Source organism: Pseudomonas sp. A-RE-22 (assembly GCF_019956035.1).
Classification (GTDB): Bacteria; Pseudomonadota; Gammaproteobacteria; order Pseudomonadales; family Pseudomonadaceae; genus Aquipseudomonas; species Aquipseudomonas brassicacearum.
Genome location: NZ_JAHBCZ010000055.1, coordinates 214,534 through 234,039 on the forward strand (window position 1 = coordinate 214,534; position 19,506 = coordinate 234,039).

Consider the following 19,506-nt stretch of genomic DNA (forward strand, 5'->3'; position numbering starts at 1 on the left):
CGCTCCACCACCCACCCCATGTGGGAGCGAGCTCGCTCGCGATAGCGGTGGTTCAGCTTGCATCAATGTTGAATAGACTGATGTCATCGCGAGCAAGCTCGCTCCCACAGTTGATCTGCGGTACCCACGAATCTTGTTGCAAACCATGAAATGACACACACAGTTCTATCGTTTGCCCGCACGAAGACTGCTAGCATCTGGGCCGAGATTGAACATTCGGTCTGGCCCATCACAGGTTGCCCATGCTCGAGACACCAGCACTGCAAAGGAACGCGACGCTGCCCGCGCCCCTGGACACGCGCTATCAGGTTGAAACGCCCGAAGGCATCGACCTGCCGCTGCGCCCGGCGGGATTGATGCCGCGAGCCATCGCTTTCGCCATCGACCTGGGCATACGCGGGCTGGTCCTGGGGCTTTTCTTCCTGGTCCTGGCGTTTTTCGGCGAACTGGGGATCGGCCTGGGCTCCATCCTGCTGTTTGTCGTCAGTTGGTGGTACATGGTGCTGTTCGAGGTGCTCAACCAGGGGCGCTCTCCCGGCAAGCAGATCATGGGGCTGCGCGTGGTGCAGGACGATGGCCGGCCCATCGGCTGGTCGGCGTCGTTGATCCGCAACCTGCTGCGTTTCGTCGACATGCTGCCCTTCGGCTACACCTTCGGGGCCATCAGTTGCCTGCAACATCCGGCGTTCAAGCGCCTGGGCGATCTCGCGGCCGGCACGCTGGTGGTATATCGCGAACAACCGGTCAAACGCCCCGCCTTGCCGATGGCAGCACCGATACGAACACCTTTCACCCTCAGCCTGCATGAGCAACGCGCCGTGCTGGGCTTCGCCGAACGCCAGGCAGAACTGTCCCCAGCGCGGGTCAACGAACTGGCTGCCATCCTGGCCGCGCCACTGAACGTCCAAGTGCCGAATGCCGCGGCCGAACTCAATGGCGTCGCCCGCGGCCTGCTGGGGCCGACATGAAGCAAAGCCTGTTCGAAAGCCGTCACCAAGGGGAATGGGAGCACCTGACCCGGCAACTGGACCAACTGGAGCGCAGCCGCAGCGTGCCCCAGAGCAGCGACTTCCCCGCTACCTACCGACGGCTTTGCCATCACTTGGCACTGGCCCAGGCCCGGGGCTACAGCAGCTTGCTGGTCGACACGCTGCAACAACTGGCGCTGCGCGGTCACCAGCAACTCTACCGGGACCGCAGCCGACCCTCGGCCAGTCTCTCGGCGTTTATCCTCGCCGGTTTTCCCCGACTGGTGCGTGAACAATGGCGATTCGTGCTGGCCGCCAGCCTGATGTTCCTGGGCAGCCTGGTGGGCATCGGGCTGCTGGTCTATCTGTTCCCGGAGCTGGTCTACAGCGTGCTCGGCGCCGACGAAATCAGCCAGATCCGTAGCATGTATGACCCGGCGTCCGGGCACCTGGGGCGCTCGGTCGAACGGGCCGCCAGCGAGGACTGGGTCATGTTCGGTTACTACATCATGCACAACATCGGCATTGCCTTTCAGACCTTTGCCAGTGGCTTGATGTTTGGCCTGGGGAGCGCGTTTTTCCTGTTTTTCAATGGCCTGACCATTGGCGCGGTGGCCGGGCACCTGACCCAGATCGGCTCTGGCGGGACGTTCTGGTCGTTCGTGATCGGCCACGGCGCCTTCGAACTCACCGCCATCGCCCTGGCCGGGGCCGCAGGCCTGCAACTGGGCTGGGCGTTGATCGCGCCGGGGCGCCTGACCCGGGGCGAGGCCTTGCGGCTCGCGGCGGGCAAAAGCGTGCTGATGATCGGCGGTGTGATGCTGTTTTTGCTCATGGCCGCGTTCATCGAGGCCTACTGGTCTTCCAGCGCCGTGACACCGGCCACCAAATACACGGTGGGCGCCTTGTTGTGGTTGTTGGTGATCAGCTATCTGTCGCTTGCCGGACGGGTCCGCCATGCGCCTGAGTGACGCCACCGTCGTCATCCGCCCACGCACCACCTGGGAAGCCATGGACCTTGGGGTGTTGATGAGCCAGCAGCATCGACGCCTGCTGATGACCAGTTGGGCGATCATCACGCTGCCGGTGTACCTGTTGCTGACCCTGCTGCTGTGGGACTCACCATCACTGGTGGTGATGCTGTTCTGGTGGTTGAAGCCGGCCTTCGACCGGCTGCCGCTGTACATTCTGTCCAAGGCACTGTTTGGCGAAACCCCCACCTTGCGGCAGGCGTTGCGTCAGTGGCCTGCGCTGCTCAAGCCGCAGTTGCTGGCCAGCCTGACCTGGCGCCGGCTGAGCCTGAGCCGCAGCTTCGTGATGCCGGTTGTGCAACTCGAGGGCCTCGCCGGTGAGGCGCGAGCGCAGCGCTTGCGGATATTGCAACAACGCAACCGCGGCGCGGCGCAATGGTTGACCATCATCGGCATGCACCTGGAAACCGCCTTGTGGTTCGGCCTGACGGCCCTGTTCTATCTGTTCGTGCCGCAACAAGTCGAACTGCAATGGGATTGGGAAACGCTGGTGTCAGCGGCCGAGCACGACTGGTTGTGGTTCGAACACCTGGTCAACTTCCTCTATCCACTGCTGCTGATCCTGTGGGAGCCGGTGTATGTCGCCTGCGGCTTCAGCCTCTACCTGAACCGGCGCACGATCCTCGAGGCGTGGGACATCGAACTGGTATTCCGGCGCCTGCGCCAGCGCCTGAGCGGCGTGGCCCCAGTGCTGATGCTGCTGGTGTTCATGCTGCTGCCGCTGGCGCCCCCGACGTTTGCCGCCGAAGACAGCGACGCCCCCGACAGCCCGCGGCTGCTCAACCAGCCCCTCACCAGCGAGGCCTCCCGGGACGGTATCAAGGCAATCCTCGACGCCCCGCCGTTCAAGAACCCCGAGACCGTCATCCGTTATCGTTTCGGCGAAGAAACGGCCGAATCCCCCAAGACCGAGACCGAGGCGAAATCGAACTGGCTCAAGACCCTGTTCAAATGGCTCGGCAGCCAACGTTTCGACATCGCCGCCGCACTGATCCAGGTGGTGCTGTGGGCCTGCCTGGTGGCGGCGATCGTCTGGCTGGCCTGGCGCTACCGTGAACGACTCAAGGCCCTGGTCAATCGCCGACCGACGCAGCGCCTGCCGGTGGAGCGTGCCGCACCTGCGCGCATGTTTGGCCTGGATATTCGCGAAGAGAGCCTGCCCGCCGACGTGGCCGCCAGCGTCGAACAACTGTGGGCCACGCAACCCCGTGAAGCCCTGGGCCTGCTGTACCGGGCGTTGCTCAGCCGATTGCATCATGACTTCAAGATCCCCTTGAAACCGGCCGACACCGAAGGCCAGGTGCTGGAACGTGTCGAACAGCTCAAGCAGGGCAACCTGCTGGGCTTCAGCAAAAACCTGACCCTGCATTGGCAGAACATTGCCTATGGGCATCGTCCACCGCCGCCACACCTGCAACAGGAACTGTGTGACGGCTGGCGCGAGCTGTTCGGTCCGGGAGCGTCTCGATGAGCCGGCACGCAGGGTGGCTGATCGGCGCCGTGCTGGCCGCGCTGGTGTGCGCATTCGGCCTCTACCTCTACACCAAGGCCGAGCCCTATGAAGAGGTCGTCGAGCACGGCCCCTCCCCTGAAGCCCAGGCCAATCCTTACCTGGCCGCCGAACTTTTCCTGCGCCAGCGGGGTATCAACGTCGAGCACGCCAACAGCCTGGACGTGCTGCCCACCCTGGAACCTCGCCAGCACAGCCTGCTGTTGCTGGGCGAGCGTACCCACATGACGCCACGGGAAGTCGAACAACTGATGAACTGGACCCGGGCCGGCGGGCGCTTGCTCTTCGTTGCCGAAGCCTTGTGGGACGACAGCACCGGCAGCAGCGGCGATCTGCTGCTCGACCGCGTGCGCCTGCGGCAACTTTTGAGCAAGGACCTCAAGGAGCCAGCCCCTGAATTGATCAAGGACCGTTACCCGGAACTGACCAAGCTCTATCTGGAAGATGAAGAGGCGCCGGCGTATATCGGCTTCGACACCGACTTCCACCTCGAAGACCCGCATAACCTGGCCCAGGCCTGGGCCAACAGCGCGCTGTCGACCCACATGATGCAGTTGAACCTCGGTCTGGGCTCGATCACCGTGATCACCGACGCCGAGCTGTGGAAGAACGACTCCATCGAGCAGTACGACAATGCCTGGCTGCTCTGGTACTTGAGCGCCGACACGGACGTCACGCTGCTGTTCAACAGCGACCACGACAACTTGCTGACCCTGCTGCTGCGTTATTTCCCTCAGGCACTGGTGGCGCTGCTGGCCTTGATTGCCCTGTGGTTCTGGCGTTCAGCGGCGCGCCATGGCCCACTGCAACAACCGGCCTCCAAGGCGCGGCGTCAGTTGGAAGAGCATGTGCAGGCCAGCGCCGGTTTCCACCTGCGGCACAACGGCCAGGAGTACCTGTTGCATGCCTTGCAACAAGACGTGCTGCGCCGGGCCCGTCATCTTCACCCAGGCTTCGAACAACTGGCCGTCGCCGAACAATGGCAGGTACTCGCCCGCCTGACCCGACAACCGACGCGAGCCATCAGCCAGGCCTTGAGCCCCCGGCCGAAACAGCGCCTCTCCCGCGCTGACTTCTGCCGCCAGGTCGCCCATTTGCAAACCCTCAGGAATGCCTTATGACTGAACAGAACGAACCTGTCGACGGCCAGGCCCACGCCGCCCAACAGCGCCAGCGCGCCAGTCAGTTGGCCCAAGCCATCCGCACGGAACTGCGTAAAGCGGTGGTCGGCCAGAGCGCGGTGATCGACGATGTGCTCACGGCACTGATCGCCGGCGGGCACGTGCTGCTCGAGGGTGTTCCCGGGCTGGGCAAGACTTTGCTGGTGCGAGCCCTGGCTCGCTGTTTCAACGGCGAGTTCGCGCGTATCCAGTTCACCCCCGACCTGATGCCCAGCGACGTCACCGGGCACGCGGTGTACGACTTGCAGACCGAGCAGTTCAAGCTGCGCAAGGGCCCGGTGTTCACCAACCTGCTGCTGGCCGACGAGATCAACCGCGCACCGGCCAAGACCCAGGCCGCGCTGCTCGAAGCCATGCAGGAACGCCAGGTCACCCTCGAAGGCCGTGCCCTGCCCATCAGCCAGCCGTTCATGGTCCTCGCCACCCAGAACCCCATCGAACAGGAAGGCACCTACCCGCTGCCGGAAGCCGAGCTCGACCGCTTCATGCTCAAGGTGCGCATGGACTACCCGGACGCCGACCAGGAGCTGGACATGGTGCGCCAGGTCAGCCGCTCGACCCGCGCCGACATGCTCGACGTGCAGCCGCTGCGCATAGTGTTGCAGGCCAAGGACGTGCAAGCGCTGCAACGCATTGCCAGTGACCTGCCGATGGACGACCAGGTACTCGACTACGCCGTGCGCCTGGCCCGTACTACCCGCAGTTGGCCGGGCTTGACCCTAGGCGCCGGCCCGCGCGCCTCGATTGCGCTGGTACGTTGCGCCCGGGCCCGGGCGTTGTTGCGCGGGGGCGAGTTCGTGGTGCCGGATGACATCAAGGGCTGCGCCCTGGCCGTGCTGCGCCATCGCGTACGCCTGGCGCCGGAACTGGACATCGAAGGGCTGTCGGTAGACCAGGTGCTGGGGCAACTGCTCGATCAAGTGCCGGCGCCGCGGTTGTGAGTAACACCAACATGGCGAGGGGATTTATGTGGGAGCAAGGCTTGCTGTGGGAGCAAAGCTTGCTCGCGAAACAGGCACCTCTATTTCTGAGAGACCGCATTGCTTCAATCGCGGGCAAGCCTTGCTCCCACAAAAGTCCCCTTGCCACAAAAGCCCACTCTGCATTTCTCCCAAAGGGAATGTGTCGATGAAACCCTCGCGCCTGCTGCTGACCTGGCTCGCCGTGCTGCTGGCCGTGAGTATCGTGCTCGGCGCCTTGCAGGCGCTGGGCATCGCGCTGCCATCGACACTGCTGTCGATCAACTGGGGGCTGCTGTTGGCCTTGCTGGCCCTGGCGCTGCTCGACGCGGTGCGCGTCAGGCGCCTGCCTTCGCCCCGGGTGCAACGGCAAATGCCTGGAAGCCTGGCCCTCGGTCGCTGGGGTGAAGTCCGCCTGGAGATCAGCCATGACTTTGCCCAAGCGCTGCACGTGCAGGTCTTCGATCACGTACCCGACGGCCTGGACTTCGAAAACCTGCCACTGTCCGTCGAGCTGCAACCCGACCAACGCAGCCAGGTCGGCTACCGCCTGCGCCCGCTCAAGCGCGGGCACTTCGCCTTCGAACATTGCGAGATCAACCTGCCGAGCCCATTGGGCTTGTGGACAGACAAGCGTCTGCTGGATGCGCTCGATGAGACTCGGGTCTACCCGGATTTCGCCAGGCTCTACGACGGTCAACTGCTGGCGGTGGACAACTGGCTGAGCCAGCTCGGCATCCGCCAGCGGCAACGACGCGGCCAGGGCCAGGAATTCCATCAACTGCGCGAATTCCGCGAGGGCGACAGCCTGCGCCAGATCGACTGGAAGGCCACGGCCCGCCATCGCACGCCGATTGCCCGGGAATACGAAGACGAACGCGACCAACAGATCATCTTCATGCTCGACTGCGGCCGGCGCATGCGTAGCCAGGACGGCGAGCTGTCGCACTTCGACCACGCCCTCAACGCCTGCCTGCTGCTCAGTTACACCGCGCTGCGCCAGGGCGATGCCGTGGGCCTGAGTACCTTCGCCAGCGAACAGTCGCGCTACCTCGCGCCGGTCAAAGGCACGGGACAGCTCAATGTGTTGCTCAACACCGTCTACGACCTCGACAGCAGCCAGCACCCCGCCGACTACCAGGCCGCTGTCACCCAACTGCTGGCCCGGCAGAAACGCCGGGCCTTGGTGGTGTTGGTGACCAACCTGCGGGACGAAGACGATGAAGAACTGCTGACCGCCGTCAAACGGCTGGGTCAACGGCATCGGGTATTGGTGGCGAGCCTGCGGGAAGAGGCGCTGGACCGGCTGCGCCAGGCGCCGGTGCAAACCTTGCCCGAGGCGCTGGCGTATTGCGGGACGGTGGAGTATTTGAATGCCCGGGCGACGCTGCATGAACGGCTGAGCGCCCATGGGATGGCGGTGCTGCAAGCCCGGCCCGGGGAATTGGGGGCCGAGCTGGTGACGTTGTATTTGGGGTGGAAGAAAGCGGGGGATTTGTAGGCGATGTTGTCAGGTCCCATGAACATTCACCTCGGCGTCGATTGACCGCGAGGGCAGGTCCGGACTTCTTAACTCCAACGTGAAAGAACCCCAATGTGATGCTTTGGTCAGGATCGACCAACTCAAGGGGACTGTGGTCACGGGCTGTGGTTGAAACAACGGCGGATCGAAAACCAACTGAAGCGCGTCTCCTCCCGACATCCACAAAGCGACACTCGTGGCGTTTATCAGGGCGCTATCTTCCTTGGCTCGCAGCTCCCAGGTGTTATTGGTTCCATCTTTCAGGCTGAGCCTTCTATGAGCCAGATCGAATTCCTGACTGTTCAGGTAGAAGGTGAACTCCTCCAGCCAGCTATCTTCATCGCGAGTAATCCCTGACAAAGGAGGCGACGGTGGCATTTCGGTTATCAAGGGAATATCGAATTCCAGAACAAAAGGCCTGTTTTGCGCCTGGTCGGTAAAAATAGTCCAACTCAAAGAAGTACCGCCCTGCTCCATCGCAACCAATTGCCCCAAAGGCGGATCGAACACCAGACCCTGCACCTCTTCTCCCGGCTTGAATTGCAGACAAATCTGGGCATCCGGCTCGCCAATCAGCCAACTGCCCCCATAATCCAGCTTCAGCGTGCAAACCTGTCCTGCGAATACATTCAACTTGACTTCAGACCACTCTACGGGCCTGCCATCAACGTAAGGTCTGAAGTCCTGCAACCATGTCATGTCATTGGGCAGCAGCTCAAAGCTGAGAGCTGCCATCTCCCATCCCGCATACCCCCCCGTGACAATGGCGTATAGAACCCCCTTCCTGACTCCGGGCAGCCTGAATTGCACCTCGGCTTGCCCATCGACATTTGTTCTGGTCGCTGCAATCGTGATCTGGGGATACTCCCATCGCACCTCGACGTCCTCCAGAGGTTCGCCAGTCATGGCCGACACCACAGTCACGACCGCTGAAACCAGCTCCCCTAGGTGACCGTTGGGTTTGTCGCTGATGAGCGACTGGATTTCCCGGGGCTCGTGCAAAAAGTACGACAGCGCCACCGATGACGCGTACTGCCCTTGCCCCACCGTCGCAGTCAACTGCGCGGCGCCGGGCGTGGTGGGAACATAGCGCACGCGCGCCACCCCGTAATAATCGGTCACGGTGGTCACTTCCCCCAGGTCATCACCACGCCAGATCACGGTCACCCCGGCAATCGGCTTGCCGCTGATGGAAGAGACCACGGCGACCTGTTCGACCAGTTCCTGCTCCCAGTCCAGTGTCTGGTGAACACCGCTGTCCCAGCGGATCTCCAGCACTTGCTCGCCCTCGCCCAACGACATCGCGTTCGCCGGGGAGAGGCTGGCCAGGCGCTGGGACGCCAGGCGCAAAGCAAAGCCCCCGTCCTTCAGATCGCCGGCCTTGAGCGTGAACCGCAGGCCATCGCTGGGAAACTCGCGAGGCATTCCCAGGGGGTCAGGCAAAAAGCTGATGCCCAGTTCGCTCGGCCCGGTTCCGGTCATGCCAAGCGTCAGCTCGCGCTCAAACAGAGGACTGTTCTCGGGAGCCATCAGCTCAAAAACATGTTCACCCTTGCGGCGTGGGAAGTAGGTTTTTTCGCCCCAGGGCTGCGCCGCGGCGCCATCAAAGCTGACCGTCAGCCCGGCCCAGGGATCAGTTGCCAGCGCCGTGACTTCAAAGGGGCGCTCCTCTTCGTAGCCGTCGTAACGACTGCTCACGGAGGCCTTCACCGCCTGGGTTCCGGCGGCGGCCGGCGCCACGGGAAAACCGGACCAGCCTTCGGCGTCGGTGGGTTGCGCGCTTGACCTGCCCGCTGTCCAGGTCACCGGAACCTGACTCACGGCAAGCCCTGTGAAATGAGAAACCACTTGGACCCACAGCCACGCAGGATCCTGCCCGACCACCGGGTCGACCGGCGATTCGCGCCAGCCCTGGATCCTGACTTTGTTATGCGCCAACGTCATCGGCTTGGCGGTGGCGACGAAGTCCAGCGCAGGCACTGCCCACGCCAGGGCAAACTCGCCCGGTTGCTCACTGGCGGTAAAATCCAGCATCCAGATCGCGCCGCCGTCGTTGATCGGTTGCGCAAGATTCAACACCGGACGAACCGTTGCCCCCAACTCCTCGGCGGGTGTCCCGGACCATGCCAGCGTTGATTCCAACCCCACCAGCGGGCTCAGCGCATTGGGCAAAACGCTAAACCGATGAAGCGCCCCCAGGCACGGATAAAGCGCCTGGGCGTCCAGTGCTGCGGCAATCTGGTCGAGTCTCAGGCTGACTTCTTCCGCCAGGTCCTCGGACACCAATCGCCCCGTCAGCTCGCGAACGACTGAAACGCTCTCAAGACGCAACTCCAGCTCAAACAGGCTGCTGGTACTGCTATTGACCTGTGAGGCGAGCGTCCATTGGGCGCCAGCCGCCTCCAACCGCTTGGGCGTTCCAAGGTCACTGGGCAACAGCCCAATATCCGGCGCGGCCCCTCGCCAATGCAAACTGATGTTTTTATCGATCCACAGGCTGCCGGCGTTGGGCACGACTTTCAGTGTGTGGGTCTGCCCGCGTCGACAGAGCACACCGAGCGTATTGCGCTGGACCACCTCGCCATCGAGCAGAATACTGACTTCGCTTTTCCAGGGGCTGGTCGCAATCGCCGTCACATCGAAAGGCTGCTCCACCGCAACGGCTTGCTCGTGGGCCTTGATGCTGGCGATGACCACCTTGTCCCCAGCGCTCTGCGGCGTGTACAACACACTGGCCCAACCACCGGCGCCCGTGGTGACGGTGGAAATCGACTCGGCGCCAGCCTTCCATTCGACCTGGGCATTGATGACCGGATCGCCGTCGCCGCTGGCCACGAAGTGCACCACCTGCACCCGCAACAGCACGCTTTCGTTTTCGTCCACCACGGGAAATTTGTTGGCCTCTCGGACGTTTCCCACCCGGACCAGATTGCGCGCCAGCGACATGGTTTTTTTCGGTGAAGGCAGCAACAGTTTCGAGCAGGCCAGTTGCAGCTCGAAGCGACCGTCATAACGATCTTCGCTGGTCAGGGTCCAGACCAGCTCGGCACCGGTGACCGGCACCGCCGCTTCAAGGGCCGGATTGACGACAACCCCCAGTTGCTCGTGGGAATCACCGCTCCAGTGCAACGACAGCTGCGTCCCCTGCAAGGGACTGGCGGCGGGCAGTTTCACGTCGAGGGGATAATCCGAGCCGCGGTTGGGGTAACCGGTTTTTTCCTCCCAAGGCGACTCAACCCCCTCGACCACCGTTCGCACATCCTTCCACGGATCCGTCGCCAGCACCCGCACCATCAAGGTTTGAGTCAACACGCCAGAGGCGTAGTAAAGGCTCTCGACCGACGCCTGGATCTCGACATCACCGGCCTGCGCCGGCTGAAAATCAAAGTAGGCCCAGCCGTCAGTTCGGGTGATGGCAACGCTGGCGACCTGCCCGGTCGTGGAAGTCCAGTTCACGGTGCGGTCGCTCAAGGGTTGCCCGGTGTAATAAGAAGTGACCTGCACCCCCAAGCGCACACTTTGGTCGTATTCCAGCACCGGGTAATACGCCGCCTCGAGCACTTCACGAAAAGCCAATCGATGATGACCCAGGGACACCTGCACCGGATAGACCTCAGCGGCGTACTGGTTGACCAGGTCCATGGAGAACGAATACGGCCCGTCTTCACCGATTGCCGGGCAGTCCAGGGTCCAGGCCGAATCCAATGGGTGATCCACGCCCCAGGCCGGGGTCGCCATCAGCGCCTCCTGGGGATTGTCGTCGCTGGTCAACGCCGCTTGGGTGCCGACCCAGGCATTGCCCGGATCGGGAACGAACTCTAGCTGGTGAGCCAAGTCACCCGAGGCCCCCAGGCACACGTACAAGCGCCCGGTTGCCGGCCGTGTTTGCTCATCAAGTTTGAGTGCTTGCATCAGCGCTGGCTCAAGGTGCAACTGGAGGTTGATACGCGTGATGCGGACATCCGAGAAAACGTCACCGGGAACGTTTCGCGGGCTATGAATACTCACCGTGAGGATGTCTTGAGCGTTGAACGGCAGGTCCAACGGGACGTTGTAGGGAATGGGTCTGTACTCCCGCGGCTGACCGTCCCTGCGTCGCGCCTGATCCTCCTGCGCATCCCGGGCCGGACCCGGCGGCAACAGGATTTCCTGCTCCTGCGGCTGTTTATCGCTGCTAATGAGCAGCCTGCCCGGTTCGGTGTGCCTCGTCTCGCACAGGAACGTGAGGACGTAGCGAGCTTGAGCGCCCGGATCCTTGGGCGCCGTCAGCGCCTGATTGACCGAAGCCCCATTGCCGGCGGTCAGAAAACGAACGTGCTGGCCCTCCTCTTCATACCAATCGCTCGCAGTCCCCAAGTAACCCGAAGCCGGTTCCTGTATCCAGTGATCGATCCATTGTTCGAAGTCGCCATTGAGCACCAGATTTTCATTGGCCAGGATAATCGGTTTATTCATGGCGACCTGCTCCTTCGACGGTTGAGAAGGGGGACAGTTTGCTTTCGGTCTTGGTGATCTGATCTTCGACGGCTCGCACGAAAGGCGGCTCTCCGGCCCTGGCCATGTAACGGATACGCACGATGATGTCCGTCAAGGACAGCAGCATGCTCTTCTGCGGTTCCTTTTCCGGCCTTGGGAAGCTCAACAGCCAGCGTGAAACCACCCCGGTGTTTTCGAAGGGATTGAGCAGGCTGTCATCGAATTTCATCGCCACCATGCCGTGGTCGCCAAGCCCCATCGACAAGGCTATCTGCTGACCGCTGCGCAGGTTGATCTGCACATCGGAAGGCGCCACGCGACCCGCGGGATCATGCAAGTACTCCACCGCCGGAATGGTGGCCTTGGTAGCCGTCATGCTGCTGATCTGCAGCAAGGTGGCACGTACATGTTCATAAGGCCCGATCAGCACAGGCAGGTCGACCTCGACCGAGCTGATTTGCCGACAGTAATGCCCCGGATGGTCGCGGTCGAACAGCAATTGCGAGAGTTTGAACTCCAGCGTTCCTTTGGTACGCAACTGATCCAGTGCGTTGGCCCAACTGCTGTTGGTGCCCGCCTGCGGGTCGCTCGCGTCATCGAACAACTGGCGCAAGGAAAGGGTCTTGACCAGCTCCAGCCGCCGTTCATAGCGTTGCAGGTACTCGCGCTCCATGCGCAGCAAATGCCCGCGCAGGTGTTCGCCTGCCGTCAGGCCGTGGCGATTGTCCAGCCAGACCTGGGGCAAGGGGATCTGCGAATCATAATCACCGGTTTCGGCACTCAGCGAGGCCTGGGCGCTGAGGCACAGACTGACGACGGCATCGTAGGCCTGGTAGTGCAACGCCTTGAACTGGCCCAGCAGCCAGCCGTACAGCTCGGCGTTGGTTGCGCGCTTTTTGATGAAGTTGTACACCGTCAAGGCCTGGTTGTTGGCCAGGAGGGTTTGATCCAGTGTGGTTTGAGCGGCGCTCACCGCATGGGTCTGGGCGGTGATTTGTGCATCGAGCGCACGCACCTCCGCCAGTGCCTGATTACGCTGCAGTAGCCACTCTTCGCGGCGGCGACGGTAACTTTCGGTGGTGGCCTGTTTGTCCGCGTCTATCTGCATCGTCGACGACGCTATATCCAGGCCGAAACAAACCGCGTCGACCATTTTGTCGATACGATGCCCACCGTTGGCCAAACCAAAAATAGTGGGCAGCGAGGCAATCACGGCGCCCGCAGGTTTGATGCTTGCCGAGGTCAGCGCCAGGATTTTGGAGATCTGCAAGTTCTCCATGACCTCGTACTCAACCTTCGACACATTCTCGTCATAGAGAAGCGCATAAGCGATTGCCCGCTCCTCTGCCACGGCCCGGCTTTGCTCCAGCGCGCTCTTGCTCGCCTGTAGCTGAGTGATGTTCTGTTCCTGCACAGTCCGGGCGTAGATACCCAGTTCCACCAAATGGTTCTGCTGCAGTTCCTGCTGTTCGATCAGGTCCCGTTGTTCGAGTAATCGCAGCACCTGGGTGCCGTGTTCCTGGAGCGCCTGCACGGCGCGCAATGCCACCTCGAACGTCGTGCGCCAGCGGAAAGCCCCCACCACCAACCGCCCGCCCATGGGTCTTGGCGCACCGGAACCACCGGCCGCCAGGTCGCGCAGCAACGCGTTGGGATCGGTGGGCGGGCTGAACAGCGCGAGTTCCAGTGGCTTGCCGTCCAGGGTGAGGTTGTTGCGCAGGTTATGCAGGCGCTGGCCAGGCAAATCGTACAGCGCGAGCAACTGTTCATTGATCGGTGCCTTGAAGGGCTCGTTGGCCAACAGCCCCAGCAGCGGCGGCGCCTCGGCGGCAGCAGGAAAGTCCGCCAGGCTGAACGCGAGGTTTTGTTCAAATTGTTCAAGGGCCGGTCGCGACATGCTTTTGTTCATCAAGCTGTCCACCGTGTCGGTTTCCCAACGGTTGACCGTTCGCACCGCTGGCGCCTTGCCCATCAGGAATTCGGCCTGCACGTAACACAGCTTGGCCGCTACCAGGCTGTCACGGGTGAGTTGGCGGTAATACCAGTCGCCCCAGGCCATCAGGTTCTTGACGTACTCCGAGAACACCAGAATCTGGAAGTGCCGGGGCGCCGAATAGCCGATGGCGTCGGGGTCAGTGGGCGCCCGGGTTTCACAGCCCAGGTTGCCGGCGCTACTCAAGGGGCGGCAGCGCCAATACGCCGGTTTTGGATTGGGGTACTGGCCGTTGTCGGGGTCGGCCGGCGCTTGCGGGTCGAACAGGTAATGCGACCAGTTCTGCGCTTCCAGGAAGCGGTCCTCGGTGCGCAAGCGTGTGGCCACCAGGTGCGGCAGGTGGAAAAACAGTTCCCAGAAGAACAGACCGTTAGCACCGTCGAAGGCCCCGTTGGGCTCACTGATCGTTTTCGATTCCGGGGGCGGCTCCGGCAGAAACTGCGTGTCCCAATCCAGCACCGCATCGACGGAGATATTGGAACGCTGTACCAACTCTGGGCCGAACAGCGAATTCAGCCGGGCGTATTCAAGGGTGAGCTCGGCCTGGTTGAGGGAGAGGAACTGCGCCGCATCGAAGCTGTTCTTGAGCAGTGAGACGGGGGGGAAATCCGTCACATTGATAATGGTCAGTTGAAACTGATTTTGGGCACCCAGACCCAAGGAGCCACCCAACGTAAACGTGGTCGGCTGCGGCCATGAACCGCTCGCCCGTCTATAAACCCGCCATGGGGTACTCCAGCCACCGGCAATGGGAAAAGCCTCCGAGACGTCCTCTGGATCATCGGTGGTGCGACCGACCAACTTCAAGTCCATGAGGACAGGGAGTCCGGTCAAACCCGTTGGCCGGCAGTAGCCGCAGACCACCAGTTCATCGAAGCCATCGACGCGAAACACCGCAGCCTGCAGACCCAGGTAGGGTGTCATCGTGCCCGGCCTGTCCACGACAGTGACCATGGCCGGCTGATTCATCAGCGGGTGTTGAACCGTCTCAGCCGTGACAAAACGCTTGAGCGCCGCCTGCTCCAACCAGCCACCATCGTCCCAGGCCAGAGGGCGGAACAGCACATCGCGCACCGCAAACACCTTGAGGGAAGCCTCGTCGTTGGTTAAAAAAACGCCCAGCTTGCCCTTGGGGTTGTAAGGGTCGGCCCACACGGTCGCAATCAACCGGGCGCCTTGGGAAAGGTCGCTGTCATGCACGCTGCTGTGCAGGCTCAGCGGCGCCGACCACCGGCCGTTCTGGGCCTTGAACGCCACTTTGATGTCCAGCCGGTGCGGCAGGCTTACGTTGGCCTCCTCGTCCTCGTCCTCGTCCTCTTCCTCGTCTTCGCTTCCGACCTTGTACTGCCACTCGGCCCACACCAGGCACAGTCGCCCACTCCAGAACACCGGCCGGATGTCCATCACCGTCACGCCCGTGGGCGTATCCACCGGCAGCCATTCACTCCAGGCCGCCGGGTTAATGGCGGTGCTACTGGGGGAAAGCTCGACCTCGGCCTTGCGCCAGAAATACTGGTAAGGCGGCACCCGCTGGCGTCCGACAAAGTAGTAGTCGGCCCGGGCCGGCGAGACGCTGTCCATGTAGCTGCTGAGCACGTCCAGGTTGCAGGTTTGCTCGAACGTTTGCAGGTACTCCTGCAAGGCAACCTGAACCGAATCGCTGTTCAAGTGTGCCTGGTTGAGGTTGTTTTCAAGGGTCTTGAACAGGCTGGTCTTGCGCTGCCGCACGAAGGGGTTGATGAAGTTTTCCGGGTAAAGGGCGATCATTTGCAGCGCCGACCAATCCGGGTAGTTGTTGTAGAGTTCCCAGGTGGCCAGGTCCCGCTTGTCGAACTCGGTGTCGGCATAGCCGGGTTCCAGTTTGCGGTAGGCGGCGTGGATGAACTGCTGGGCGCAGCTGGTCGCTTCAGCGACCCAGGAGCTCTGCACCGGGTAACTGTCCAGAGGATCCAGACGCAGCAGTTCAAACAGGTCCGCTGGGGTACGCAGGAATTTGTAGGGTGGATTCTCGCCACTTTTACCAACGTGCCCGAGACTGTATTCGATCAGGGCGGTCCGGCGTTTTTCGAGCAAGTCACCCATCGTGTTCCCTGTCATGATGCGTGCTCCTCGCTTTCAAAGCTGATGGGCGGGAAATCAGCGAACGCGTCACCGTCGGGAGTGATGGTGATCTTGAGCCTTCCGCCGGTAGGGCTGGAAGCAAATGTCCGGGCCAGACCCTCCTGGTTGGTGTAGGACTGGTCCGGTCGATAAACCACCCGGCCTTCCCCCCCGCCCATATCGGTGGTTAGCCAGCGTGTCGGATGGTTTGTCGCAAGGTTTCCATGACGGTCCATAATGGTGGCGTAGAGTTCGACTTCCTGACCGAAGGGCACCGTTCCCAGAGGTACTGGCGATATGTACGCTCTTGGGACGTCCAGGTTGAGCTTATCGAAAATGACCTCGACGGTAGGGGCATACTCGCGCTCAAACAGATCGAGCCAGAATTGCGGCGTGTCCCGCCCCAACACCTTGCCCGGTATGTACTCGGCCTCAACTACCCCGTCTGTATTCGTCGCCTGGGTTTCAATGGTTCCCAGCTCGGCGCTCCAGTAAACGTTGACTCCGCTCAACGGTTCCCCATTGCTGTCCATAAGGGTGACGGTGAAGGTGATTTTTTTCCCAGGCGCCGCCACCACCACGGTATTGTCCGGGACGCATGTCACGGTAACGAGCTGTTTCAGATCCCCGGTGAAGGTCGCCGGCGGCCTATCGGATTCGGACAGGCTCAGCAAGGCATGCTCGGCGGCTTCCTTGTAGGCGGCTTTGTCGATCTCTTCCGGCAACCCGCCCAGCAGGAAAATCGTCAAGGCATCCATGCCGGTGCGCGCCGCCAGCACCCGAACCCGCATCAACAGATCCAGTTGGGGCAGGTTTTTCAGGATCTTGTGCTCGGATTCGATGCGGCTGACGCACTCGCGCACCTCTTGCACGCTCCAGTCAAAAAAGTTGGCCAGCCGGATGGACGCCGCTTGTTCGGCCAAATGCATTGCGTGCCCCCCTATCGGAGAAGGCAGCGCATTGACCTCGCGCAGGTAGTCGAGCAACGTCTGCGCCGGCTGGTCGCTCAGCTCAAACGCACGGGCGAGGGTGCTCAGGTAGTAAAGCGTGCGCACCGTGAACGCGTGCTTGTCGTCCTGGTCCAGCCAGGCTTTATGGCCGTAATCCAGATAGTCGCGCAACACCTCGGCGCCAAGCTCCAGTTTCGCCACCACCGCACTGCGACGGCGCACATCGGCCAACAGCGCAAGCAATGGGTCAGTCAATGCGTTGCGACCCTTCACCAGGCCTTCAAGACTCGAAAGGTCGCGTTCGAGCACCTGGCGCAGCAGCCGACTCACCGTTGAATTGGCCCACACCAGCACCTCGAGCGCTTGCTCGGTACCGATACCCGTGTAAACCGCCAGGCATTCCTTGACCACCGACACCTGAGCATCCCTGGCTTCCAACACCACGGTGAGCATTCTCTCGACAATGGCGGGGCGCTCCAGCTCATATTGTTCCCCGAGGCCGATTTCCACGGCGTGCTCAAGCTGTTCTCGCGCAAAGGCCAGGTATTGAGCCTCGGTTCCCGTGCGCGACATCACCAGCCCATCGAACTCGACCAATGTCGTTTGCATCCCCAGCAACTCCAGCCAACTGGCACCCGCCATCGCCGGCACACCCGCCATCAGGATCGCCGAGTGGGTGAGCAGTGCGCCGGGCAACAGGTTGAGCACCTGTTCAAAAAACCGCCCTTCGGCGTCCAGGGAGGTGTCCAACACCGAGGGCTGGGAGACCTGCTGCACCATCCAGAGCACCGGCAGGTCGCGATCGGCACACCAGTCCACACACAATTGCATGGCCTGGATGAGGTTCAGCACATCCGGGCTATCGCTTGCGGTGGAATTGATCAGGGGCACACCCGCCAGGCCGTCGAGCCAAATCTCCCCCCCCAGCATCGTCAGCATCAACACGCCTTCGACCGGGGTGATGCCCAACAGCCGGGGCAGCTTCACCATGCGGTAGAAACTGGACATGATCGCCAGGTTACGCGACAGACTCTCTCCGTCGACGCCATGGGCATTGGCAATCGCCAAGGCCAGGTAGTTGTAGGTCTGCAGGTCGATGCCCAACGCGCTGCACAGTTGGCTGACGGTCAGATCGGGCACCTCAGGTGCCGGCACGATCGGAAACGGTCCGTTGTCGAGCTTCAAGGGCTCACGATAATCGCCCTGGTTATTGAAGACCTGATCGAATTGGGAGAGTGCTTCACCGCGACCGTAAATCGACAACTCGTCGATAAACACGGCAAAGTCGTTCACGGGACATTCATAGCGCTCGCGCAGCGACTGAAACAGCCCCAGTGCATGCACGACCTGTTCGGTGATCCACCAGGCACTGGTGGCTGCATCACCGTGTACTTCAGCCTTGATGGCTGCCACCAGCAGCGCATCCACCTGTTCACTCGGCAGTGCCAGCCATTGATCCAGGCGCAACTTGCGATTCATTCGGTCGTAACGCGCAAGTCCTGCGGCGTCGCCAGGGCTTACTGACAGCCTGTGGAGGAACGCAGGGCCATCTGCGCTACCCACAATACTGACACCCGGGTGGTCGTTGGCGTTGAGATAAACCGACCCCGAGCGCCCGCTTTCCGGCACGTCGGACTCCGTTTGCGACGAGTAGGTCACATTGGCCGAACGCACTGGCGCAAAGCCGCGTACCGACAGCAAGGCCTCGAGCCCCCGGGTGTCGAGTTTGGTCCGTTCGCCGAAGAATGGCATCTCTTCGAGGTCCTGCCATGTCAAGTCATCGGTGCCAAAGTTGTGCGCATAAAATACGTCGCGGTCGGCGAGCTTGGCAGCCTCCTCCGTGAGCAACCGCCGCTGATAAGGTCCCAATCTCGACGCATGGGCCAGGGCCGGTCCCGCATCGTTGTACCAGGCCTGAGCCTGAAAAAAATACGGAAAGGACGGGCTCACGCTTTGGACAAAACTGCCCACCGACAGGCCATGGTGACGGGCGACCGTATCCACCGTGACCCAATGCTGGAAGTAAGGAAGCCCATTGGGATAGCGCGCCTCGATCATGGCTTGCTCAAGGGCCTCTGGCGCCATATCGATAAACCTTTCCAGCACCGGGACGATGATGTCCACCGATGACACGGATCGATGCACCGCGTTGAAATCGACGCTCAGCGGCTTCAGGTCTTTGCGCCGATCATGCAATGGCAGCTTGAACATATCGTTGGAAGCCGCTTCGATGCGTTGCTCGATCCACCTCATCAACTCAATCAAATACGCCACGGGTGACGCAACAGATTCCAGGGCCTGGGGTGGACACAAACTGTCGAACCGCGGATTGAACAGCAGCTCAAAACTGGGGCCTCGAACCATCGACAGCAAGCCACTGCTTGCTCGCCGCTGCTCTTTTGCAGAATCGTACAGGCTGTGCTCGATGAACTGACGCCGCAGGTAAATGGCCATGCTGTTGAGGCGCCGTGACAGCTGACGGGCGTCATCGGGGCTCACGCCAAAGTCTCTCACCAATCCCTGTACGCCCTTTTCCACCAGCGTAAAGATCGAACCGCCCTCTTCAAGGTACGCTTGCAGCGTCGCGTAGGCTGTGAGTTGCTGGTCACTGAACACCTGAGTCAGCAGCTGTAAAGCAGGGCGGGAGTCAGCCATGGACGAGACCTCGAGTTCGATAATGGCCCGCAGCGGTCCGACGAAGCCGTCAGGCCGAGCGTCTGGTCAACGTGATTTGGCGCTTAAGGGCCCAAGCCGTCTACTGTCAGAACCGACAGGTTTTATGACCGTCTATCGGGAGTTGGGCACCTGGGTCGGGC

General features: G+C 61.8%; 9 protein-coding genes. 6 read left to right on the forward strand and 3 right to left on the reverse strand.

Annotated elements, in window-relative coordinates; all coding sequences use genetic code 11:
* The first annotated feature begins 242 nt into the window (after positions 1 to 242).
* From KGA89_RS24455 to KGA89_RS24480, 6 genes are all read left to right on the forward strand, one after another.
* Positions 243 to 968 (forward strand): RDD family protein, encoded by a 726-nt coding sequence (locus KGA89_RS24455; RefSeq protein WP_223472717.1) that lies wholly within the window; start codon positions 243 to 245, stop codon positions 966 to 968.
* Entirely contained in the window at positions 965 to 1,939 is a 975-nt protein-coding gene (locus tag KGA89_RS24460) for a stage II sporulation protein M (protein WP_223472718.1), read from the forward strand. Before KGA89_RS24455 ends, KGA89_RS24460 begins: the two co-directional genes overlap by 4 nt.
* Entirely contained in the window at positions 1,926 to 3,470 is a 1,545-nt protein-coding gene (locus KGA89_RS24465) for a DUF4129 domain-containing protein (RefSeq protein ID WP_223472719.1), read from the forward strand. Before KGA89_RS24460 ends, KGA89_RS24465 begins: the two co-directional genes overlap by 14 nt.
* The gene (locus KGA89_RS24470; protein WP_223472720.1) at positions 3,467 to 4,630 is read left to right on the forward strand and encodes a DUF4350 domain-containing protein; all 1,164 of its coding nucleotides are present in this window, start codon (positions 3,467 to 3,469) and stop codon (positions 4,628 to 4,630) included. The genes KGA89_RS24465 and KGA89_RS24470 overlap by 4 nt, the downstream gene beginning before the upstream one ends.
* Positions 4,627 to 5,631, forward strand: coding sequence for an AAA family ATPase (locus KGA89_RS24475; RefSeq protein WP_003205102.1), 1,005 nt, complete (start codon positions 4,627 to 4,629; stop codon positions 5,629 to 5,631). The genes KGA89_RS24470 and KGA89_RS24475 overlap by 4 nt, the downstream gene beginning before the upstream one ends.
* 187 nt (positions 5,632 to 5,818) lie before the next feature.
* Complete coding sequence (locus tag KGA89_RS24480; RefSeq protein WP_223472721.1) at positions 5,819 to 7,150, forward strand: DUF58 domain-containing protein; 1,332 nt, start codon at positions 5,819 to 5,821, stop codon at positions 7,148 to 7,150.
* Positions 7,151 to 7,159: 9 nt separating this feature from the next.
* On the opposite strand, the gene KGA89_RS24485 is transcribed toward KGA89_RS24480, so the two are convergent.
* The 3 genes from KGA89_RS24485 to KGA89_RS24495 are packed head-to-tail and all read right to left on the reverse strand — an operon-like array spanning position 7,160 to position 19,345.
* Positions 7,160 to 11,626 (reverse strand): Ig-like domain-containing protein, encoded by a 4,467-nt coding sequence (locus KGA89_RS24485; RefSeq protein ID WP_223472722.1) that lies wholly within the window; start codon positions 11,624 to 11,626, stop codon positions 7,160 to 7,162.
* Positions 11,619 to 15,737: a neuraminidase-like domain-containing protein gene (locus KGA89_RS24490; protein ID WP_223472723.1), complete on the reverse strand. Its 4,119-nt coding sequence runs from the start codon at positions 15,735 to 15,737 to the stop codon at positions 11,619 to 11,621. The genes KGA89_RS24485 and KGA89_RS24490 overlap by 8 nt, the downstream gene beginning before the upstream one ends.
* On the reverse strand, positions 15,734 to 19,345 hold the full coding sequence (locus KGA89_RS24495; RefSeq protein ID WP_223472724.1) for a Tc toxin subunit A: 3,612 nt from the start codon (positions 19,343 to 19,345) through the stop codon (positions 15,734 to 15,736). The genes KGA89_RS24490 and KGA89_RS24495 overlap by 4 nt, the downstream gene beginning before the upstream one ends.
* Positions 19,346 to 19,506 lie beyond the last annotated feature (161 nt).